We start from the raw sequence: 23201 nt of genomic DNA on the forward strand, positions 1-23201 counted from the left end.
ACTCAAGGCGGCCTGCTCAGGCCGCCGACGATCCAGCGGTGACTGCCTGCAAGGCCACCGGCCTTTTGGCTCTGCAGGAAAAGTCCAAGGACATCAGCGATCTTGTTATCGACATGGAAAGCGTTGCGGTGAGCAAGGCGGAAACCAATGTGGAGGACGTGCCGATCAAGACGGTTGTCCTCGGCGAAGCCTATATCGCGCGTAACGGAAAAACGGGCACACCCGACCGCTTTGTTTGCCTCCTGGGGGAAAGGGGTAAAGCCCTGCTGACTTTTTCACCGCTCAGTAAAGAGATTGCCGGTCGCAGCGCCGATCAGCCGGCAGCGACTTCTCGAACCGTGTTGGCTCCCCAGTCGGCCAAGCCGTCGAAGATCGCCACCTCCGTGACGCTTGGCAATGTCGCCGCATGAAACTATCGCGTATCTGAAATGCGCGATAGTTCATCCGGCTTGAACCCTTGGTCAAAGTTCTGTAACTATCGCGTATCTGAAATGCGCGAAAGTTACATCGATGCCCCTCCATCTCGTCGGCGAAAACATCGACAAAATGCGTGGTCACCGTCAGGCGGAGGCTGGCAAGCTCGTCCAGCTGATGCGCGGTATCTATGTCGATGCCGACGACGATATAGACCAGACAGTGCGGACCCACGCGGTACGCCTCGCCAAATACCTCTATCCGAACGCCTACCTGTCGGCCGCCAGTGCCGTACTGCTTGGCCCGATGCGCGATGGCCGCCTGTTCCTGACCGGCCGTCGCGTCCACCGGCAGCGTATCCGAACGCTCGAAATCATCCAGAACAAAGCGCCGAACCATCCGTCCGTCGCGCGGGCGATTGTCGGCGACGACATGGGCGAACTGCGTGTGGACGTGTCTTCGCTGCGGCAGCGTTTCCTGGAAGCCTTCCGCATCCGGAGCGAACATGCGGCCTCGTTCGATGAAACGATGAAAGAAGGAATCGCAGCGCGCCTGATTGAAGAGTACGGCAGTCCAGACAGCGCCGCCGACGCCGTGTTTAAGCTCGCCCGTGACAATGACTGGCTTGATGAAGGGAGTGCGGCCGAACGCTTCCTCAAACGCAAGCCGGCCGCGGCGATGGCCGTCGCCAACCAGGCCGCGCTCGACCTGATTGTGGCTTGGCACGGGGTGCCGATCGGCAACCTTGTGCACGATGGCTTCGAATGGCGCTGGCATGGTGCAGATCCGGACGGACCGCCGCTCGTGCGGCAGACCACGCCCGGCAGACTGCCACCTTTCATTGAATCGCTGCTGCCGGAAGGCTGGTTGGGCCGGGTGCTGAACAACCCGGACGAGCGGGCAGAGCTGCGCACGGGCAAGCGCTATATGTCGAATATCACGATCGTGGAGCGGGCGAGCGAGCTGGCTGCCCTGCCCGCTGATATTTTGCTGACGCGGCTGAACACCTTCACGACGCAGCATATGTTCACTGGGATCTATGCCGGTCCCGGTCGCGGCGATATCCAAGATACGTTCGAACAGAACCTGGCGCGGATATTCGCAACGGGCGCAACACCGCGCCTGTCGGGCGTGCAGATCAAGGCTCCGATGTTCCTGGATGCTCACGGCACCCTGATACCGAGTACCAACAAGCCGTTTACGCATATTCTGAAGCCGGCCGGCACGTCGGGATTTGAGGCGCTGCCCGCAATCGAATGGCAATCCATGGAACTCGGCCGCGCGGCTGGCTTCACCGTTCCGGCGATTGCGCTCGTTGCTATGCCCGATGGCATGCCGCACGCCCTTGCGGTTGAGCGGTTCGACATCCGTACCAGCCTTGATGATTTGCGCCGTATGGCGCTCGAGGACATGGCGTCAGTCCTCGGCGTGCGGACGGAAGACAAATACACGGGCACCATGGAGCGGATCGCGGGTGCACTACGCCCCCTCTCGACCGATGCGGATGCGGACCTGCTGGCGCTTTTGAGGCGGGCACTGTTCGCGTGGCTGATCGCGGATGGCGACATGCATCTCAAGAACATGGCCGTGCTGAAGATCGCCGAGCCAGGCAGGCGAGATTTCAGTTCGGTACGCCTGGCGCCACTGTACGACGCGGTGGCGACGCGGGTGTTTCCAAACCTGCAGCATGACCACATGGCGCTTAAGATCACCGGCAAGGACGAACGGCTGAAGAGAGCGGATTTCCGGCGGTTCTCGGCGACCGCGGGTATCCCGGCGGCTGCTGCGGATGCGGCCATGGATGAACTGATTGCAGCACTTGCGCACGGGCTGGACCAGCTCGTGCCGCCGCCACCACTGACAGATGGTTCAGTCGGCGCTGAACGGGCAGCGCAGATGCGCGGGATTGTCCGCGAACGCCTTGATACTTTTGAGTAGCTTCTGGATCGAGCTGTGAACAAGTGGGACGAATTCTCACCGAGAAGCCCACCCAGATTGGGCTGCCGTCGCTGACGTGGGATTGATGCAACGTGTGAAGGTTATCCAAATTCAATCAAAACGATGAAGGCAATGCTGACCCTCATAATATTGGCAATAGATGTGGACTGCATAAAGAGGTGCAATCCACTGCCGGCCGGCGAGTTGTCAAACCTAGTCGGGGGGTATTCATTCCGCTCTGCTAGGGATCGGCACGCCACTGGCCTGGGTATGGCCGACCATGATGGCGAGGCCGCCGGCGCAGATCGCGGGACCAATCTGTCGGCGTGAGCAACGCTGGCGTTTCCCGCGTCATTTCCACAAGGTCGTCCAACTGGTCTTGCTGGGCAAGGATCCGCTGCTACTGATCGCCAGAGAGTTTGCCGCCCTGTCTCAAACGGCCTGAAATTCCCGCAGTTGGCTCATCGCTCCGCATCCCTGTTTCATGAGAGCGATGGCAAGCCCCGGCGCCAGCCGACGGGACCTGCCTGGCAATCGCCGATGGTCAGTGACAGATTTCCTCGGCTATCTTGTCGCCAACGACGATCAAGCCCTTCAGGACGGCACCCGCCGTTGCCCCCACCCCTGGAATCAGGATGGCGATGCCGGAAAGCAATTCCAGTATCGGCTTTGCTTTGGGCCATATGGAGCAGAAATCTCCTCCCGCTCCGGCACTCCCGATCGAGCCAGGCGCTTGGTTCACTTCGCGCATGATCAGTTCGGATGCTTCCTGGGTATTCATGATGTTCTCCTTTTGCTTTGGTCAAACGATGCCAGCCTCCGCCGTCATGGCGGAGTGCCTAGTTCTCTAGTCCCTGAAGTCAAACGCCTCGCTTGGCGTACAATGGTTGGTCCGGCATACTCATGCCGAGCTCGTTTTATGTTACGGGATGGTTCGCCGCTTTCTTGCCGGCGTCCGTCTTCTTCTTGTTCTTACGCGGGCTTGCCGCGGCATCCGTGATCGCGACCGCAGGTATCGCCGACCGAACCGCCGCGAGAACGTTGAGCCGGCCGTGACCGAAATAGTCGTTTCGTCCGCTCGCGCCGTAGGGATATGGGCCGATCTTGTCTGCGGCCTGCTGGATGATCGTTCGAACCTCATCCTCGCGCAGGTTGGGGTTGACCGACAGCACAAGCCCGCACGCACCCGCGACAATGGGCGTTGCCGATGACGTTCCGTTAAATGTCGGAAAGTAGTCGCCGCCGGCGTAGCCGGAAGTGCCTGAGATGTCGGTTGTCAGATTGTGCACGCCTGGCGCTGCAATGCCAATCTCTGGACCGAAACAAGTGCCCCACCAGTTCTCGCCGTCCATACTGGTCGTTGTCTTGAGTTCGTCGAACTCATTGGTCGCAGAAACCGTCAGCACATTCGGCAAAGTGCCAGGGAACTGTACGGCAGTCGAATAGTTGCCGGCAGCGATGACGACCACGCAGCCCAGCCCCGCACGACCTCTGGTGCGAGCTTTTTCGAACTCCTCCGAAATAGCGTTGGAAGGGAGGCCGCCGCCCCAGCTGTTGCTAAGGACGTGGGCGCCATTTTTCCAACTCCATTCGATGGCGTTTGCGATCTTGGAGTTACTGGTGATCCAAGGCCCTTCTTTGTAGGCGGAGTAGGCGATCCTGACCCCTAGCAGCGAGCATCCGGTACCCGATCCTTGAACACCTATACCGGCGGTGCCGGCGGCGGCCGCAAGTCCGGCGCAAGCCGTTCCGTGACCGTCCCAGGGGTTGGGATCTTGATAGGTATCCTCGTCACCAGCATCGAATGTGCCCGTGATCGCACCAGCAAGATCCGGGTGTCTGGTGTCGACACCTTCGTCCAGAATAGCGATGCGGATGCTCGGATTCCCCGTGGATATGGCCCAAGCTTCGCTGGCGCGCGTGATACGCATTGCGTATTGATCCGTTACGATCGGGTTCAGCGGTGGTTGCGCTTGGCCGACCGGTCGCTTGGGGATGTGCCTGCCTATGGTCACAAGGTCGGGCTCAGCGAAGCGTACGGCGGCCTCGTCATCGAGTTGAGCTGTTAGCGCAAATACGTCCGCGTCTTTGGAAACTCGCGCAACGATGCGGTCGTCCGTAGCGCTCACCTCGACAAGTTTGTATTTCTTCAGGATTGCCTGTTTCATGGCAGGCTTGTCGAGACCAATCAGGATTCGATCGCTTGCCACGACCTGATTGCCGTTTACTCGAAAGACCGGGGCGGCCCGCATCACACTTGGCTGCTCGTTCAGCGCATTTATTGCGCCTTCGGATTGAGCCCTCGTCACCGGGTCGGCGACATTCGGCCCGGTGGGATCAACCGGTATTATCGTCAGGTCCTCGCCTGGGATGTCGAAGCGGTTCGAAAACGGACCGGCTCCCGAAGCCACTGTGGCGGTCATGCGAACGCTGTTGGGTTGTGTCGGGTGAAACTGGACCGCGACCGCACTGGGATCAACGTCGAGGCGCACGGTTTGTCCCATGACCTTGTATTCGTATGCCATGATTTTCTCCTCTCAGGACGAGCTGTGTGTTAGTGGACTCCGATCTCGATGAGATAGTCGCAGGCGTCGCCGTACCATTTGGCCGCGCGGTCGAGATGGTCGCCGTAGGTTCGCAGGCCCCACGGGCTGTGCGGGCTCTTGTAAAGTCCACCTGCGTTGAAGGCAGCCGCCACGAAGATTGGATCGAGGCCGCTTTTGCCCAGGCGTATGCGTATCTCGGCGGCACCCAAATCCAGATTCGCCGCATATGAGTAGAGTGGATGATCGGCGGGTCTGGGATCGGGCTTTGCCGGATAGACCGGCGCGATTTCGAACGGCATGTAGTGAAGGCCGTATTCGGCTCCCTTCGCGCGGATGATCCAGCGCGCCGTCGTGCCGAGCGATTGCATGGGACCGGCCGAATAGTCTCCCAGCGTCGGCGGATTTACATCGTCGTTTTGTACATGGGCTTCCCACCGAAACGTCTCGGGGCCGGTGAACTTCTGCGCCTTGTAGATGTGTGTTTCGGTTGCGACCGTCATCATCAGGAGCGCGGGCGGTATGCCGTGCTTGGCGCTCGCGGCCAGCAACTCAACGCCCATGTACTCCATGATCTTGCGCATGGTGTCGAGGCTTTGCTCCCAGCGCTGCTTCGTGATCACGCCGTGTTCTCTGGTGTCGAGACCGCGCTCGTCATAGCGCCACTCCCGCATGCCATTGCCAAAGGAGTGCCAGTCCTTCTGATCCATCGCAGGAATGGCCGCTGGCGCAAAGGCAATGGCGGGCGCGCTTAGGGTCTTCACGCTCTCCGGCGCGATGACGCTGACGCGCGATACCGATTGATCAGTGTCGAGGCGTTCGGCAGAGACCGCGAGATTCAAGAGAAGCTGGCTGGGATTGCGAAGGCGGCTGGGGCGCGGACTGGATTGAGGCCAGGAGTAGTTTCTGGTTGTGCCGCTGGCATAGGTTTCGAAATGCAGCATGTTGAGGCGACCGATCGTGCCGATCCGTTGCCCCGCCCGCACCCGGTCGCCGATGCGAAGGCCCAGAGCAGTCAGCGAGTTGGGCGCCACCTCACCGTAATTGACGACATGACCCGCATGTTGAACCAGCAGCGCGTTGGTGCCTTGGTAAAAGGGGTAGAAATTGACGATGCGTCCATCCTCGACGGCGACGACGGCATCGCCTTGCGAACAATAGAGATCGATTGCGCAATGGTAGCGCGCTCCGCCATTTCGGTCGGCCATGAAGCGGCGGGAAGCATTGCCGCCGGAAGTGCCGCCGTCGGCGAGTCGGCTGTTTACTTCCATAGCGCGCGGATGACGCGTCACCACAGGCCAGTAGGTCTCGGCGGCGGTGGAGACGGCAAACGCAATGGGGTCGCCTGCAGGGATCGGCAGGGCTTGTGCGGGCGTATCCTCGGCATGTTCTGCAAAGTGCCGATCTATTTCGGTGAGCGCGTCCTCGCCGCCCGCCGCAGCCTCATATGCTTCAGCAGACGCCGTCGACGCCGAGAGGAATGTGACGTCCGGAACTGTGCTGGCGCGGGCTCCCCGCCTCAGAGCCGCCACTCGATCCAGGAATCCCTGCCAGCCGTCCGGCCGGCTTCGCAGCACGCGCGGGCAATTCTTACCTGTCCAGTCGTGATGCTGGCGCAGACCCTGCGGCATCGCGATGCCCAGCTGCGTGCCCAGAAACACGCAGAGCTTCGCTGCGCGGTCGTAGGCGGCCGCCTCGTTCATGCCGCGATGCATGCAGATCTCGATGCCGACGCTTGTGGCGTTCGCCGGGCCTGCGTGCCACCCTTTCTCGTAGATGGGCAAGTGCTGGTAGATCGTGCGGTCATCCACGGTAAAATGCCAGGAGACCTTGCGGGCGATGGCATCGGCACCGCGTATGTAGCGGTTATGTGCCGCCGCGTCGGCCCCCGGCGAGGCATTGTCCGTGTTGTGGATGGTCAGGGTGGTTGGCCGGATGTGTGTTCCGGGCCGCGTGGGGAATCCCGGTGGCAGCAGGTCGACAATTATGCCGAGAGGGGCGCCTGCAGCGGCATTGACCTGGCCGCCCTTGCGGTTCGATCTCCTGTTGCGGAGTGTTGGTACGGAACTGTCCAAGGCGTCCTCCTATGGCGCAAAAAGTCTCTAAGCCAGGCGGCAACGATGGACCGGCGTGTCCCAAAGACTTTGTTTGATTTTCGCTTCGAGCGAGAATGTTGGCGATCCTAGTTCATGCCTGAAATTCTCGGCGTGAATTGCTCGTGAAAAATTCCCCGTTCGTGGAACTGTCGTCTTTGCGACTTGGGTTCATCTGCGAGATGCCGGCCTGTATTATTTTGCAAGAGAATGATTTTCGTACCGCGTGGCCGGTAGCCAAGTACAAGAGAGTGGGATATTGAATCCTTGGTGGGAATATTTGGCGCAGGGAGACATGCTGAAGCTGAATGCTCTTGGCAAGCTAAGCCTGATTGACGAGCAAGGCCGGGATTTCGCTCCGCACGGCAGCAAGGCGCGCGGGCTGATCGTGCTTCTCGCCACCGCGCCAGGTCATTCGCGCTCGCGAGGGTGGCTGCAGCAGCGTCTGTGGAGCGACCGCGGGCCCGAACAGGCGGCCGGGAGTCTGCGCGCCGCCTTGAGCGAAATACGCCGGACGCTCGGAGCGCATCGGGCTCTGCTGATGACGTCGCGCCATGCCGTCACGTTGGATCCCTCGGCTTTCGAATTGGTTTGTGAAGCACCGGCCGATGCCGGGCTCGGTGGCAGCGTCGAGGCCTTTGAGGGCGTCGACGTGCGGGATCGCGCTTTCGAGACGCTTATCGGCGACCTGCGCGGCCGGGCGCTGGCGCAATGGGCGCAGCGACGCAAAGCCGGACCGAAATCGAAGCGAATGGTGATGGTGCGCAGTGATGCGCGCGGATCGCCGGCGGCCGATGTCGGCGCGCGGTTGCTGCAAAACCGTATTCTGGGCGCACTTCGACAGATCGACGATATCGAGATCATGGATGCCGGCGGTGCCGGCGATGGGCACGGCGTAGCTTCGTCTGATGGAGCGCCGCAGTCGATACTGTTGATCCGGCTATTGTCAGTCGCGCTGAGCGACGGGGTGTTTCTCTCGTGCGAGATTCACAATGGGCGCAAGCTGTGGTCAGACAATGCCAGCGTTCCCGGAACGATGGCTGCGATGCACGACTCTGCCAGTCTGGACAAGCTCGCACTCAGTGCGGTGGAACACGTCATGGGCACATTCGCCGAGCACGCCGCGATCGAGGGATCAGGCGCGTGTGCCTTTGTGCTCGAACGCCGGGCAAAGGACCTGTTCTTTCGCCTCGACAAGCCGAGCCTAATCAATGCGGACCGGCTGTTCAGACGTGCCTTCGAGATCGAGCCGCGTGGCCGCTACCTGGTGTGGCGCGGTTTTCTGCGCAATGCGGCGCTGTTTCAGCACCGCTCGATGTCGTTCCTCGACGACGCGCCGTCTGTAACGGAGCTCGCGGTCGAAGCGCTGCGACACGCGCCGGACGATGCTATCGTGCAGACAATCAGCTCGCAGATCGAGTATGTGCATCAGGGCAATCTGCGCACGCCCTTGCGAATGGCGCAGCAAGGAGTCGAGCGCGACCCCACCGATCCGCTTGGATGGGCTCTGCTCTCGAACGCCCTGACCACCAATGCCAGGTTCGAGGAAGGCTACCGAACGGCGGGCCATGCCCTAACCCTGGCCCGCAACGGCCCCTACGCGTTTTACTTCGAGCACTTTGCCTGCATGGCGGCAGTGGCTCTGTCGGAGTACGAACAGGCGCTTGTGCATGCGGAAGCGGCGTTGCGGGTCCGGCCAGATTTCGTGTCGACACGCCGCTACGAGGTCGCGCTCAATCTGCTGGGCGGCGACACGCCCAATCTTGCCCGCTCGGTAAGTGCTCTGCGGCGGCAGGAGCCCGACTTTACCCCCGCCGCGCTGCTCGACCCGGCATATCCGGTCAATACGCTGCGGCGATTGCCGATGATGCAGACGATAGCCAAGAGCGCGGTTGCGTCGGTGGGCGGGTCGTGAACAGGTCTTGCCCTTCAGCGGCAGTTGCGCAGTGTTTCATCTGGATATTTGCAGAACTTTGCGTGATTTCAGTGGCGACTGGAGCGAAACTTTTTCGCAGGGCCGCCTGGAGCGTGAAATCAGCGTGAATTCGCATCCATACGCGTTCTGACGGCCCGTGCATGACTAGCCATCCAACAGCGGCGCTGCTTTACTCTACGTCAACGCCATTGCCTGACGCGGAGGTCCGCCTTGCCTGTTCCGACAAAACCGATACCGAAACGCCCGGTCCGCTTCGATGCGGCTGAACGCGCAGCGCTTGACGCCGCATTGCAGAAAAACACGCTTTGGTATCTTGGGTCGGGCAAACCCGACGATGCGCCGGTCGCGCGCACGATGCAGCGATATGCCGATCGGTTCGGCGCCTATCGGGCGGTCTCAACATCGTCTGGTACCGCAAGCCTGCATGTGGCGATCGCCGCGTCGCAGATGCCAACCGGCTCCGAGGTGATTGTCACGCCCATCACTGACATTGGCACGATCAATGCGATCCTCTATCAAAACCTCATTCCCGTGTTTGCGGATGTTGATCCCGACACAGCGATGCCACAGGCCAAACATATTGAGGCGGCGATCACCGAACACACGCGTGGCGTGGTTGTGGTGCATCTGACGGGTCGTCCGGCAGAGATCAGTGACATCGCGGCTCTGTGCGAGGCGAAGGGGCTCGTGCTGATCGAGGATTGCGCGCAAGCCCTGGGTGCGACTCACAAAGGAAAGCCTCTCGGACAATTCGGGCGTTTTGGCTGCTACAGTCTTAACGATCAAAAGCACATCACCTGCGGTGAGGGCGGCTTCGTGCTGACCCACAACGACGATGACTATTTTCTGTGCCACAATTACGCGGACAAGTTCTTCGATCGTCACGGCCGTGGCGTGCGCCTGCATGCGCTCGCGCCCAACTACCGGATGAGTGACCTTGATGGCGCGATGGCCGAAGTCCAGCTGGCCAAGCTCGATCAAATGGTTCTGCCGCGGCGCAGGCTTGGAGATCGGCTCAACGACGAACTGGCCAAGATCCGTGGGATCATCCCGCAGGGCAGGCCGCTCGACGGTGAAAGCAGCTATTTCTTCTTTCTCTTCCGCATCGACAGTCCTGGTGTGATCAAGTGCTCGCGCCAAGTGTTTCGCGATCAGATGTTGGACTTGGCCGGGATCAGTTCGTCGGGCGCCTACGTGCCGGAGCCTATCTACCGAAGCGACTACTTCCTGAACAAGACCTTCTTTCCGGGCAGATGGCCAGCCGAAGTCGTGGCGGGGCGCACTTACGACTACCGCAAGGTAAGTCTGCCCGGGGCTGAGACGGCGGTCGAGACCGGCATACGCTTCATCTTGCATGAAGGTTTCAAGGATTCGGATATCGACGACTACGTCGCGGCGGTCAGGATGGTCGCCGAGCGCAATTACTGATGCAGTGTTTCCTCTGAGGTCGGCGATGGGCAACCGCGCACTTTTTCTCTCCCTGACCAGCATCTTCTTTGCGTGCTTGTTGTCGACAAGTCCGGCGCAGTTCACAGGTGACAAGCGGTGCGACACGGAAGGCATGCCGTTTAGCGAAGCCGCGCGCGTTAAGTACGAATGCGCCAGCACGCACCCACTTGAGGCCGGTTCGGGCGAGCGGGAGTTTTCGCTCAAACTGGGATCGCTTGCGGCCTATCCGGCCCAGACATACCCCTGGAAGGACATCGACCCCACCAAAGAGCCCGAGCGCTATCTACGCACGTTGCTAGCCTACGGTCTTAAAGACAATGTGACGCTCGACTGGCGGATCGAAGACGACAAGGAAAACCGCTGGTGTCTGGCACCGTGGTTTCAGGATTTACGCGAGCGGCTTCGCGGCATGACCAAGGAGCGTGGCTCGCGGCCGTTCGAACTGCATGCGGGTCAAAAGCAATCCGGCGAGAATTGGGCGGTCGGATTTTACAACGCACCCGGTTGTGCCCGGCTGGCGCTGCTCTGGAAAGATCCGGCCTTCCCCAAGACCAAGGACTTCGCCTTTCTTGATGGTAGCTTCGCGATCAAGCTGCTGTTCACCACAGCGACGCCGGCGGACGTGCCGTATCTGGCCGGCTCGCTCGAATGGAAGGCCGCGATCGGCAAGGAGGGGCAGGTCGCAACCATGCGCCTCCTGCAAGTCGATGTCGCGGTGAAGGACGACCGCCGCAACGGTCTGTCGGGCTGGCTGTTCGGAACTTTCATCTACGATGCCGGCACGCCTGGCAACACACCTTATGAGCGGCTCACGCCCGTTGGACTGAGTTGGGGCAACGATCCGACTTTGACGGCGTTCCAGTATGAGCAGGGAGGCCAACGCGTCAGCCAATCGTGGGTCAACCCGCGGGTCTCGGAGAAATTCTTCGCCCTGCCGCGCCACAATCTTGGACTGTTCGGACGCCTGAACGGTCCGGTGGACAATCCTCGGTCGACCTGCATCGCCTGTCACGGCCAGGCGCTGGATTGGGGCCGCGCCATACTGAAGGACACGCTGGCCGAACAAACAGCCAGCCTTCTTAAACCCGGCCCGCCCGATCCCGACAATGACGGTGCCGTCCAGAAGTATTTCGCCAATCTCGGCAAGGCGTCTTTTGTCAGTGGCACCCAAGCCCTTGACTATTCTTTGCAGGTGGCAATTGGGGTCCAGAATTTTCGAGCCTGGGTGCACAGTTACCCGGGGATGGCGGATCAAACCACGGACGTGCCAAAACTCGTCTTCCCGTCGGACCCTTCAGATTTAGGGCCGCTTGATGCGCTCCGTAACAGTGGCGGGGATCTCCCGGGCCCATCGGAGATCCTTTTCGCCCGCTAACGGGCAGGCTGACAGAAAGCCTGCAAGCACAGATCGACGCGCTACGTGCCGAACTCCTGAAAATCCGCCAGCAAAAATAGTGCGGCAATCACAGGCGACGGCTTCTGCCCAAACAGAATGATCGACGCAGAAAGCAAAGGTGACTTATGAAAGACACGATAGCGACATGGGCGCTCTACTTCTCAATCGCTTCATTCGCGCTCTATCTTGCGACGGCCGTCGCGCAGTTGATCGCGCAACTGAAAACGATTCACGATGGCGCTCCCTCGACACAGGCGGTCCCCAACGTCTCCGGCTTCCTTACGGTGGTCAAGGACCTCGTGGAAGCATTGTCCAAAGCCAGTCCTTCGCTCGTCGCCCTGATCGCTTCGATCGCCTATCTGGCGCTGGCCGGAATGGCCGTCGGGGTGTTCGGCACCGGCTGAGCATCTCATGTTCGGCACGAGAGAATTCTGGACGGAGATAGCATTTGCCGACATTGAGCTTGTGACGGGCACGTAAACTGCGCGAGGAAAGTACGCCGACAAAGGAGGCTGTGTTGCTACGTTTTGTAACAGTGGTATTTGCGATCTTGATGGGCCTGATGTCTCCCGCCATGGCGTGGTGGGATATGGGCCACATGGAAGTGGCGGCAATTGCCTACGGTCGATTGAAGCCCGCGACAAAGACGAAGGTAGACGCGCTGATCAAACTTCATCCCGCCTACGGCATGTGGACCAAGGGCCTACAAGGCTTGCCCGACGACGAGATTTCACAACAAGCGTTTGTTCGCGCGGCGACCTGGGCAGACGACATCAAGACCGATTTGAATTGCAAATCCCTACACACGCCCGATTGCTATAAGTCCGAAGGCGATGACGTTGGAAACCCGGACGCTGGCCAAAACATCGGTACTTCTGATCATTTGGCGCATGCCTATTGGCACTTCTACGACATACCGTTTTCACCAGATGGCACCCCGACTGTGCCATCGCCTCCGGTGAACGCCCTTTCAGAAATCAAACTTCTCACGACGGCGCTCGCAGACACGACCGCGACCGATGACCTGAAGTGCTACGATCTCGTCTGGCTTCTCCACCTTGTCGGCGACGCCCATCAACCCCTGCATGCGGTGGGGCGCTTCACCAAACTCATCGACAAGGGAGACAGGGGCGGCAATGACGAGATGGTCAACGTCGGGGAAATTGCGCCAATCAAGCTGCACGCCTTCTGGGACAGTCTTCTTGGCGACTCCGCCTCTCCCGGCGCTGCGATTGCCGCAGCCTCTCTGCTGCCCCCTGCAGATCCGATCCTGGCCACGAGAAGCGACCCGGAGAGTTGGTTCCAGGAAAGCGCCGCCTTGGCCCAGACCTATGCCTACGGCTCGGTGATCGGCAATGGACCTGGCCCGTATCAGCTTTCCCTTGACTATGAGAAGGCCGCAAAGAGCCTTGCGCAAAGCCAAGTGGCGTTGGCCGGGATGCGGCTCGGCAATCTGATAAACGCAGCGCTTCATTGATCGCCGATCGCTCGCGACTTCTGGGCGTATGGCTGGCGATCCTGCTCGCCTTGAGCGGAGGCGTCGGGCGGGCGGACGATGACCATAGCGCCCCGATAAGACCTCCTGGGAAAGCAAGTCCGCTAACATTTGGGCAGGATGTGGGAGACATCACATTTGCCTGCAGGAAACATGTCTCAGCCAGCTGCTCGATCAGCGAGTTCATGCAATACGCCCGGGTCTGCGCGCTGCTTGTGGTCAAGGCGGGTCAGATTAGGCTCCAGCGCTTCAACAATGACCCCACCATATGTCGTGAAGACAATTCGGACCCTGATGACCGCGCCAAGCGCTATGGCCTCGCATCCGCAACCAAGTCGATCACGTCAACTCTGCTTGGCAGTGCGATTGCCGAAACGAAGGGCGCCAAAACGCGAGCGCAGTTTGAGGCCGTGATGCAGCGTCCCGTCGATCACTTCGTACCGGTTCTTAGCGCAGGCCTCCGAAAAGCGGATACGCGGGAACGTTGCTGGAACACCTCCTGATGATGCGCTCGGGTATACAATGGCAGGAGGACGGATGGTTCTCAGATGGCGCTGAATTCATAAGGGAGGTCAAGGACGACCAAAGCGCCAGCATCATTGAGTTTGCCAAGCAACGCCGCTCAAGGGGCGCCGATTACTCAAGCAGGATCTTTAACTACTCAGGGCTTGATGCAAGCGTGATCGCGGCCGTTGCCGAACAGATGGTCGCTCCTGAGAAGCTGACGCATTTCCTTCAAAGAGGACTGTGGTCGGCCATCGGCGCTGAAGCCAAAGCGAAATGGAAGGTAGACAGAACCGGTGCGGCAATTGGTGCGTGCTGTCTCACTGCCACCGTCGGTGATCTGGCTCGCTTTGCGCTACTGGTTCTCCATGAGGGGCAAGATAGGCCCCGTCACCAGTTTATCCCCCGTGGCTGGTTTGATCTCGCCACCAAACATGGGCCTCACAATGAGGACGAGAGCACCCGAGCAGACCCGAACGCATTCAATCCCGGCTGTCCGCTCGACTATCGATACGAATGGTGGCTGGCCCGCCGGCCCAGAACCGATTTTACGGCGGTCGGAATCAACGGGCAGTTCGTCCATATCTATCCCGACGCCGACGCCCTCGTGGTCCAAATCAGCGACTGGGGCGACTGGCGGCATGGGAACTTCCTCGAATGCGAGTCCCTTCGTGCCCATGACGCCTTGGTGAGGGCGGCTGCCGTGCGACATCGCCGGCAGTAGCGCTCACCGCATTCGAAGGCGGCCCGGGTCCGTTTCACGTTGAACAAAAGAATATTGCGATGGCCGCGAACTGATCGCTTGTTCAACGGCCGGGCCACGCTAAAGTTCGCTTCGGGGGAATGATATTGCTGCAACCGCAACTGGGCTGGGTCTGGCTCTCTCAATCGGAACGCCAGGCTGCAGAGGCTAGTCTCGCCGACGCGGGACCGGACGGTACGCGCGACGAACTTGGGTTCGGCGTGATCCATTTCGCCTATGCCGACCGGTTCTTCCCCGGCACCTCGGTCCAGCACACCAGCCTACGGTATGTTTGGTTCATCTGCTGGGCGCTGCAGGAGATGGCTGCGCGATCCCCTGGCGGCCTGTTTTCCGATGCAATGTTCGCTGAGATCGAGGACCGTACCGGTCACAAGCTGCTCGAAAATTACGGTCATAAAGACGGCACCGGGATCATTGGCGGTCGCGTCCTGCGCAAGGGGGGGAGCCCGGTATCCAAGCCCAGCGGCATCTACTGGAGCGCGCTCAGAACATGGGGCCTGCTCGCTCCACTCGAGTCCACCTCGGCTCCGCCGTATCGTAGCGACCTCAATCGGCATTGGGATCTGCTGACGCGCCGTGACCGCCCAGAGGTCGACGCCAGCAGCGAGCGGCACGCCATCTTCGTCAATCCGCCCGACATGCCGACAGGATGGGCGAGGAGGAAGGGAGGGCTCAGTTTCGACTTCGATCTCGGGAAACGGGAGGATGACAAGATCCGCGCCGGTTGGTCGAAGCTGCGCGACCCGGAAGGGAACATATCGCTCTTGTCGCGTCTCGCCGAGCGCCGGCAAGCAGCGCCTGCAGCGATCACCAGTCCGGCCGTTCGCAAGCTCTGCACTTCGACAGAAATCCTGAAGCTCACCCGCGCCGATCAAGCCGCATCGCTCGTCTGCCTGGCGCGCGCACTTTACATCGCCATGGTCGGGGATCTCAAAAGGGCGGACGGGTCTACAGTGCGATCGCCTGACCAAATGCTGGCAAGTGCCCTTGGCACCCATAAGGCGAAAGCGCTGGCGCTGAACGTCGACCTTCTCGAACGGGACGACGTGCACGCACTGGGCGCGCTGAAACCCCTCCTTATGGCCGTCCAGAACTGGGTGGCGAGGGAGATGTCCGACTACAGCAATCTTCAACCGACGTTCCTAAAACGCGAATACGCACTGAAGGATGATCGCGCGCTTCTGCTGAACGGCTCGGGCGATCGACGAAAACCGTGGGAGCCGTTCGAACCATGGCCCCTGACCTATCGCTGGGAAAAGGTCTCCGGCTTCCTCAAAGAACTGGCGCCGGCGGCATGAGCGAACACACCGCCTTCGGCGCGCAGCAGGCCTATTCGGTGTTCGAGGCGATGCGACCCGACCCTGGTCTCGGCATCGACCGGATGGCATGTCTCACATACTCGCTCGACCTGGTCGCGGTCACCGCGATGCTAATATCGATGACAGGCGCGGTCGACGACGAGTTGAGCGGTGGCCCAATGTGCCTCGCCGACGCACTCGGTTCGCTCGGCCCGCGTCTCAGGATTCTCTATCAAAAGGGTAGATTGCAGCCCGCCCGAAACCATTTCGGGATCCTTCATCTATTCGACGGCGTGTTGCATTCTGTCAGGCCGCAACCCGGTGCCTCCTGGCATCCGAAAGCCCTGCTCACGCGCTACCTGGGAGACGACAAGTCGATCCGATGGCGGTTCTGGCTGGGCAGTCGCAACCTCACCATCAGCGCCGATCGCGAAGCCGGTCTCTTGCTACACGGGATGCCTGCCAGAAAAGGGCAGCGGATTCCGGAGATCGCCCAAATGATCCGCGCCCTGGCCGGGCAACTCGACTGGCCCGAGGCGATCCTGGTCGAGCTCGCCGACCTTCGCTGGCAGGCGCCGGCGGGCGTCAAGTTTCGCAAACTGCACTGGCGCGCGCTTGGCACGACAAAGCCCTTTTTCACGCCGCTGCCAAAGTCCAGGCGCACCCTCTTGATCAGCCCGTTCGTCAACGCCGGCGGCCTGAAGGCGCTGACACCGCGGCCTGCAGGTTCAACCATGGAGCTGCTGACGATCCCCACGACCGCCAACGCGCTGGGCGAGCAGGCAGGCATGAAAGTGCGCGTCAACGAAGCGCCCCAGCCGGACCAGCCAGCGTTGGTGGCCACCAAGGACGAGACGTCCGAAACGGAAGCGCCCGATCCGATCAGAATGAGCGGACTTCATGCAAAACTCATTCTGCAAAAGAGCGATACCCGCAATCGGCTCTGGATCGGTAGCGCGAACATAACGGGCCGCGGGCTTGTCGACCGCAATGTTGAACTTATGGCCGAACTCGATATTGACGATGCCATCGCCGGCACACTCGAAGCTTTCGTAGAGGCTCAGGAATTCGCCTCTGTCGCGCCACCGAGCGCAGAGACGCTGGAGCGGGAGGCAGCTGCCCGCGCGCTCGACGACGCGCTGCAAGCAGTCCTCGACTTGGAATTTGTGCTCACCATCGATGCTGATGGTCTGTCCCTCGAGGTCTCCGACAGCTTGGATGCTTTTCTTGATGACTACCGCCTCGAGGCGTGGCTCTTTACGTTTCCGGATTCCGTGGTCGAATGGCCAACGAACTCGCGCCGGATCGTCCTGCGGCCGGGCCAGGTACCGCTCAAGCTGCAGACGTTTCTGGTGAGTTTCCGTGCGGAATCGCGAGGCGATCCGACGGTGAAAAGGGCCTGGACGCAGGAGGTGCAATTTCCAGGATTAGATGCGCTTGCTCGGGACCGCGCCGCGACGGCCGCCTATATCGGAGCGTCCAACCTTGCCACCTGGTTTCGCGCGCGCCTGCAGGGTATCACGCCAACCGAATCCACCACGTGGGCGGGAGCGGACAAGAACGGCGCCTCCTGGGGTGTCGGCGATGGTCCGTTCGGAATCGGCCGGTTCGCTCTGGAAGAAGTGCTCGCGGCCTGGGCTCGCAATCCCTCGCAATTCGAAGAGCGTGCGACGGCTATTTCCGAGGTTCTGGACGGCTTTCGACTGGATCTTAGCGAGCGCGAGGATGAGGAGGGCGTGGAGGCTTTGCGGCAGCTGGACGAAGTCGAGTCCTTCTGGTCGTCCGTGCGCGCCTGCCTTGACATCGGTGCGCCCCATGGCGCTTGAACCATTCCAGCAGAATACGGTCGAGGCCGCGTTGCGCGCGCTCACGAGCGATATCGGGAGCCGTCGGTTCCTGATTGCGGACGAGGTTGGCCTGGGCAAGACCATATCGTCGAAGTCGGTCGCGCAGCGCCTCAAAGCACTGCGTGATGGCCCGCTCAACGTTGTCTATCTTTGCCCGAACCTCGACATCGCTTCGCAAAATCTCACCAAGCTCACTACGCTCGATGTCAGTTGGGAAAGTCCCCCTGATCGGCTTTCGCTTGCGGCAGCGATGACCGGCACCGAACCGGTGAGCGAGTTCCGTCTCTTCTCCTATACGCCCGACACCAGTCTTCCGGGATGGAAAGCCGTGCAACGCGGTGGCAAGGTCGAAGAACGCCAGCTCATAGCGTCACTCCTTGGTCGTGTCGCGCCAAAATTCTGGCGGCGCCTGAGCTTGCTGGATGAACGAAATGCCCAAGAGGGCCATCATCAGCATTTCGGCTGGAAGCCCAAGGCGCCCAGGCACCTCCCTGCCCCGTTTCGCGCTGCTCTGGTAACCATCATGGGCCTCGATGGCGTCGATCTCGACGCTGAGCTCCGCGCCTGGCTGGACGCGAGGGCAAACGACATTGCGGAGTTCATTCTGCGCGCCCGCGCGGCGCTCGCGCTGGTCGCGCTGACGAATCCCGTTACGCGACCGCATTTACTCATTCTCGATGAGTTTCACCGCTACGCGGATCTCATTCTGCCCAATGACGATATCACGCTGGCTGGTTTCAAGGCGGAACGGCAGGAGGTCCAGCGCCTTCTGATCCGGACTTTGCTGGGCGGAGACAATGCACTCCAGCGCCCTGCCCTGTTGCTGATGTCGGCGACGCCCTATCGACTGTTGCGGGTCGACGGCACCGAGGTCGAGGCGAGCCGATATCGTAGCTTCATCAAGCTGGTGCGGTTTCTATTCGGGGACGAAGCCAAGGCGGCGGCAGACGTGGCGGCCGAGCGGATCGCCAAGCACCATCGTTCGCTTCAGGCCAAGGGGGAACGCAAGGCCGCGCTCGCTGCTGTCAAATCCGCCAAGCTCGACGTCGAGGTCTCGCTTCGGCCGGTTATCGCCCGCACCGAACGTGCAACGACGATAACCGGCGAACTGTTCGATCGCCGTTCGCACAACACGGTTGTCGAGCCGAACGATCTTCGCGTTTTCCGACATTTCGCGCAGGCTGTCTCGAAGACGATGCCCGAGATGAGTGGTTGGGTGACAACGCTTTGGTCCTCTGTTCCGTATCCGGCCGAGACGCTGTTCGACTACAAGGTGAGCAAGGTCTTCACCGACCTGCCCAAGATCACCAGCGCGCTCCCGATCGCGCAGACGGCGCACCCCCAGATCCGCGCGCTCGTGGTCGCCGATGTCTCAGGTGATCGGGTCAAGCCACCGCCGGTCGATCTCGCCCTACTCGGTTTGCCGTGGGCCGTTCCGACCGCCCCCTGGTGGAAACTTGGCGGACCGTGGGCGGAGCTGTTCGCGCGCGAAAAGCCCGTCGGAAAGGCCCTGTTGTTCAGCCGCTACATCGCCACTCCGCTTGCCGTCAGCGCTATGCTCAGCCTCGATGTGCAGCGCAGGCAGAAGGCCGCCAAGACCATTCAACCCTATCTCCGGTACGAACCGAAGACCCCATGGCCACTGATAGCTTCTTTCATACCCTGGCCCAATCTCGCCGAAGCAATCGAGCCTGCGCGGGGCGCTAGCCGCGTGGTGGCGGACGTAGGCGAACTGGCAAGAAAGGCGCTCGCTGGGTGGCTCGATAAGCGGGGGTTTACAATAGCCAAGCGGGAAGAGACCGATCGTAAACCCTGGGCGCTGGCTTTCGACATCGAGATGGCGCTCGATCGACGAGGCGCTATCGTCGAGGCACTGCGGCACGTGACCGGTCTGCAGACCCGTACCCGGAAATCTTGGCTGAAGCACAATCGTGAGCAACATAAAGGCACGATCTCGAAGACTGAAGTGAAACTCCTTGCCACTTGGTTGTTGTCCGCGCCGGGCATGGCGATCGGAAGAAACCTGCTTCGCCATCAACCCGATCTGCTGCCTGAAGACGACGGGTTGGCGCACGCTTTCAAATTCTGCTGGCACGATCTGCGGCCCTATCTTGGCCAGCGCATCTTCGGGCCAGCGATCCTGCCGCGGCGTAAGCCCAGAAAGCGGGTTTCCTATCCCGACGCCCTGCGACGCGCCATCCTGATCGGCGGGTTCGAGGCAGTGGTCGACGAGCATCTCGCGGTGATGCGCCTGATCGGCGACGCCACGCCGCTCGAACATCTGCGCCAAGCTTTTTTCGGCCGCGCGGGACGGGTGCGCATGCGCAAGGACAAGGTGGGCAAGCCCGAGCGCGTCAGCGTCCATGCAGTGGTCCCCTATGCCGGAGCTGAACGCACCAAGACGAAAACGGCAAAAGACAAGAAGCTGCGTTCCGACAGCTTGCGGCGCGCCTTCAACTCGCCGTTCTGGCCACATGTTCTCGCGACGACCTCAGTTGGCCAGGAAGGCCTCGATTTCCATGTCTGGTGCGATCGCATCGTGCATTGGGATCTCCCGCGCGATCCGGTCGACTTCGAGCAGCGCGAAGGCCGGATCGCCAGATATGCGAGCCTATGCGTCCGGCGCTCTCTCGCCAATACCTATGCCGCAGCTGGCCTCGAGGCCGGAGCGAGGAAGAGCCCATTTTGGGCCATCTTCGAGGCGGCTCGTGACGGGAAGAAGGAGGGCATGGGCCTAGAGCGCTGGTGGTCGCCGCCTGCGCATAAGCCGATCAGCATCACTTTCGACGTGCGCTTCAGCCAGAACGCGGTGCGGCTTAGAGATCTGCAGGAGGATCTGACCCGCTACCGGCTGGCACTGGGCCAGCCAGAGCCAGGGCTGTTCGAGGACATGATCAAGCATTTCGAATTGAAGCCAGGCGAAGCGCGCGCGCTGGCGCTCGACCTTTCGGCGCCGAACACGGAGGCAAAGGCGGGTGGAGTGGAGCATCCGACGCCTTGACGTTACCGCGAGACGTCATCGCAATCAGGAAAGACAAGCTTCTCCGCGTCATAGCAGCGAAAGCATCGGTAAGCATCCAGTTCCTGGGAAGTCACCCCAAGCGCCTGCCCCTTCTCACGATGCGATCTGGCGAAATGGACGCTTGGATTCCATATTCTTCGACTCAAGGATGGAGGTCGACATCGTTCATGATCTTTCTGGCGAAGCGCTTCGAAGTAAGCCAGGATGGCATCCTGGCCGATGTTTCTGGTTGTCGAAGGGCGGAATGACGAGCGCTCCGGCAAACCCATGATCACGGGCCGCCGAAGTCAGTTGACAGGTGTCGCACGGCGCTTTGGCGCCCGTTCCGACCATGAACCGCTCGATAGGTAGGCCGGCGTTTGCCGCAGTTTCTGTAATGCCAACAAGCTTCCTTGTCGAAAAGGAAAGCAGCCTCCCATGTCGTGCCAAGCAAGTTAATACCGTCACGGGCCCCAGGAGCCATTGGCAATGCTCTATCAGCCCGTCATGGTCAATCGCCGTGGGTCACTTTCTCCGGGGGAGGCTTACGCGACGCTCAGGCAGACGTACTTGATGTTGACGTAGTCGTCGGCTCCGTATTTCGAGCCCTCACGCCCCATACCTGATTGCTTGATGCCGCCGAACGGCGCCATTTCCGTCGAGATGAGCCCGGTGTTCACGCCCACCATGCCGGTCTCCAGATCCTCGGCAACGCGGAAGATCCGAGCGAGGTCCCGGGAAAAGAAATATCCGGCGAGGCCGAACTCGGTATCATTAGCCATCTGAATAACCTCTTCCTCGGTGTCGAAGGAAAATAGCGGTGCAAGAGGACCAAAGGTTTCTTCGCGAGCAAGCTTCATCTCCGACGTGACACCGACCAGGACAGTCGGCGAGAAGAACTGCTCACCCGGTTCGCCGGATTTGCCGCCAACAGTCACGCACGCGCCAAGCGAGAGGGCATTTTCGAGGTGCTCCTTGACCTTCTTCACCGCGTTGCCGTCGATGAGCGGACCGATTTCGGTTCCCTTAGCAAAGCCGTTACCTACCTTCAGGCCACTGACCCGCCGGGAAAGTTTCTCAGAGAACTCCTTGTAGACACCGGACTGGACGTAGATGCGGTTGGCGCACACGCATGTCTGCCCGGCATTGCGAAACTTCGCGACAACCGCACCTTCGACGGCAGCGTCGATATCGGCATCGTCGAACACGATGAACGGCGCATTGCCACCAAGTTCAAGGCTGAGCTTCTTAATCTGATCCGCACCCTGACGCATCAGGATCCTGCCCACGTTCGTCGAACCGGTGAATGAAATCTTCCTGACCAACTCGCTTGTGCAGAACGTCGATCCGACCATGGCGGCATCTGTTGACGTGACCACGTTGAGGACGCCCGATGGTAGGCCGGCGCGTTCGGCGAGCACGCCGAGTGCAAGAGCCGACAGCGGCGTCTGCGCAGCAGGCTTCGCAACGAGCGAGCAGCCAACGGCCAGCGCAGGCGCGAGCTTGCGCGCGAGCATTGCGCTCGGGAAATTCCATGGCGTAATGGCGCCGACAACACCGACCGGCCTCTTCACTACGAAGATATGCTTGTCCAACTGGTAACCCGGTATCACGTCGCCATCGATGCGCTTAGCTTGCTCGGCAAACCATTCGACGTAGGCTGCCCCATAAAGCACCTCGGTTTTAGCCTCCTGCAGAGGTTTGCCCATCTCCGCGGTAAGGATGATCGCCAGATCGTCTGCGCTCGCCACGATCAGGTCATAGAAGGTGCGAAGGCTCGATGCGCGATCTTTCGCTGTGAGCTTCGCCCAAGGCTTCTGCGCCCGATGGGCGGCGGTGATCGCCGAGTTGACCTCTTCCACCTCAAGATCCGGAACGGCGGCTATCTTCTGACCGGTGGCGGGATCTATAACGTCGAACGTCGCTCCGTTTCGAGCCGTTATCCATTGTCCGGCGACAAAGGCCTTTTCCACCAACAGGGTAGGATCTTTCAACTTCGATGCGAAGTCAGATTTGATCAAGGTTTCCTCCCTCCCGGAATAGGAAAGTCAATGCGTCGGGCCTACAGGCGCGTTCGATCTCGCCGCTCTCTCGCCGAGCGCCGCGTCGTTGAAGGTCAGCCGGTATCCTGAATCACAAATCGAAGTGCCAGACCTTCGAAACGATTTGCCACTTGCCGTCGAGCTGCACGAAGGTGAGATCGTCGACAAACCTTTTGGGCAAGTAGACGTCCTTGACCCGAACATGTGCCGTCGTTGGGCTGCCCACGAACACCGAAAGTATTTCATCCTGGCGGTGGTCGCCCTTCTCTTGTGGAGATGGGCGGCTGGCGACCATGTCCATGTATGCATCGACAGTCAGATGGACGAGTTTTCCCTCAGTCGCAGAGTAAAGATGCGCCTGAGGATGGAAGACCGAGCGAAACCCTTCAACGTCTCCAAAAAACAGCGCGTCCAGATACACCTGAGCTGCCTGGCGAACCGCTTTCGTGACCGCGTTTGTGGCGTCCATAGTCCTGTTCTCC

At 60.6% G+C, this 23201-nt stretch carries 17 protein-coding genes; 12 read left to right on the forward strand and 5 right to left on the reverse strand.

Going from position 1 to position 23201, the window contains the following annotated elements; translation table 11 throughout:
* Positions 1-38: 38 nt before the first annotated feature.
* Positions 39-410: a hypothetical protein gene (locus C1D09_RS33615; RefSeq protein ID WP_246135644.1), complete on the forward strand. Its 372-nt coding sequence runs from the start codon at positions 39-41 to the stop codon at positions 408-410.
* Positions 411-510: 100 nt separating this feature from the next.
* Complete coding sequence (locus tag C1D09_RS03445) at positions 511-2352, forward strand: type II toxin-antitoxin system HipA family toxin (protein WP_143973000.1); 1842 nt, start codon at positions 511-513, stop codon at positions 2350-2352.
* Positions 2353-2896: 544 nt separating this feature from the next.
* On the opposite strand, the gene C1D09_RS03450 is transcribed toward C1D09_RS03445, so the two are convergent.
* From C1D09_RS03450 to C1D09_RS03460, 3 genes are all read right to left on the reverse strand, one after another.
* Positions 2897-3133, reverse strand: coding sequence for a hypothetical protein (locus tag C1D09_RS03450; RefSeq protein ID WP_143973001.1), 237 nt, complete (start codon positions 3131-3133; stop codon positions 2897-2899).
* Positions 3134-3269: 136 nt separating this feature from the next.
* Positions 3270-4877: a S8 family serine peptidase gene (locus C1D09_RS03455; protein ID WP_143973002.1), complete on the reverse strand. Its 1608-nt coding sequence runs from the start codon at positions 4875-4877 to the stop codon at positions 3270-3272.
* A gap of 29 nt (positions 4878-4906) precedes the next feature.
* Positions 4907-6970: an N-acetylmuramoyl-L-alanine amidase gene (locus C1D09_RS03460; protein WP_143973003.1), complete on the reverse strand. Its 2064-nt coding sequence runs from the start codon at positions 6968-6970 to the stop codon at positions 4907-4909.
* A 313-nt stretch (positions 6971-7283) separates the two neighbouring features.
* On the opposite strand from C1D09_RS03460, the gene C1D09_RS03465 reads away from it, so the two are divergent.
* From C1D09_RS03465 to C1D09_RS33620, 10 genes are all read left to right on the forward strand, one after another.
* Complete coding sequence (locus tag C1D09_RS03465; protein WP_143973004.1) at positions 7284-8903, forward strand: AfsR/SARP family transcriptional regulator; 1620 nt, start codon at positions 7284-7286, stop codon at positions 8901-8903.
* Positions 8904-9134: 231 nt separating this feature from the next.
* Positions 9135-10352: a DegT/DnrJ/EryC1/StrS family aminotransferase gene (locus C1D09_RS03470; RefSeq protein WP_143973005.1), complete on the forward strand. Its 1218-nt coding sequence runs from the start codon at positions 9135-9137 to the stop codon at positions 10350-10352.
* Positions 10353-10377: 25 nt separating this feature from the next.
* Positions 10378-11748, forward strand: coding sequence for a hypothetical protein (locus tag C1D09_RS03475; protein WP_143973006.1), 1371 nt, complete (start codon positions 10378-10380; stop codon positions 11746-11748).
* 146 nt (positions 11749-11894) lie between these two features.
* Positions 11895-12173 carry a hypothetical protein gene (locus tag C1D09_RS03480; RefSeq protein WP_143973007.1) on the forward strand — a complete coding sequence of 93 codons (279 nt, stop codon included), beginning with the start codon at positions 11895-11897 and terminating at the stop codon, positions 12171-12173.
* Positions 12174-12286: 113 nt separating this feature from the next.
* A complete protein-coding gene (locus C1D09_RS03485) occupies positions 12287-13246 on the forward strand; it encodes a S1/P1 nuclease (RefSeq protein WP_246135645.1) in 960 nt (319 codons plus the stop codon).
* Entirely contained in the window at positions 13243-13767 is a 525-nt protein-coding gene (locus C1D09_RS03490; RefSeq protein ID WP_143973008.1) for a hypothetical protein, read from the forward strand. Before C1D09_RS03485 ends, C1D09_RS03490 begins: the two co-directional genes overlap by 4 nt.
* Complete coding sequence (locus C1D09_RS03495; RefSeq protein ID WP_143973009.1) at positions 13749-14492, forward strand: serine hydrolase domain-containing protein; 744 nt, start codon at positions 13749-13751, stop codon at positions 14490-14492. Before C1D09_RS03490 ends, C1D09_RS03495 begins: the two co-directional genes overlap by 19 nt.
* Before the next feature lie 125 nt (positions 14493-14617).
* The gene (locus tag C1D09_RS03500) at positions 14618-15829 is read left to right on the forward strand and encodes a DUF6361 family protein (protein WP_167514468.1); all 1212 of its coding nucleotides are present in this window, start codon (positions 14618-14620) and stop codon (positions 15827-15829) included.
* The gene (locus tag C1D09_RS33015; protein ID WP_167514469.1) at positions 15826-17655 is read left to right on the forward strand and encodes a phospholipase D-like domain-containing protein; all 1830 of its coding nucleotides are present in this window, start codon (positions 15826-15828) and stop codon (positions 17653-17655) included. The genes C1D09_RS03500 and C1D09_RS33015 overlap by 4 nt, the downstream gene beginning before the upstream one ends.
* Entirely contained in the window at positions 17645-20677 is a 3033-nt protein-coding gene (locus tag C1D09_RS33620) for a DEAD/DEAH box helicase (protein WP_167514470.1), read from the forward strand. The genes C1D09_RS33015 and C1D09_RS33620 overlap by 11 nt, the downstream gene beginning before the upstream one ends.
* A 545-nt stretch (positions 20678-21222) precedes the next feature.
* Here the strand turns inward: C1D09_RS33620 and C1D09_RS03510 are convergent.
* Both C1D09_RS03510 and C1D09_RS03515 read right to left on the reverse strand, forming a co-directional pair.
* On the reverse strand, positions 21223-22698 hold the full coding sequence (locus C1D09_RS03510; RefSeq protein ID WP_143973012.1) for an NAD-dependent succinate-semialdehyde dehydrogenase: 1476 nt from the start codon (positions 22696-22698) through the stop codon (positions 21223-21225).
* A 112-nt stretch (positions 22699-22810) separates the two neighbouring features.
* Positions 22811-23188 (reverse strand): nuclear transport factor 2 family protein, encoded by a 378-nt coding sequence (locus C1D09_RS03515; protein ID WP_167514471.1) that lies wholly within the window; start codon positions 23186-23188, stop codon positions 22811-22813.
* Positions 23189-23201: the final 13 nt, after the last annotated feature.

This window comes from Mesorhizobium intechi (assembly GCF_002879535.1).
GTDB classification, from domain to species: domain Bacteria; phylum Pseudomonadota; class Alphaproteobacteria; order Rhizobiales; family Rhizobiaceae; genus Mesorhizobium; species Mesorhizobium intechi.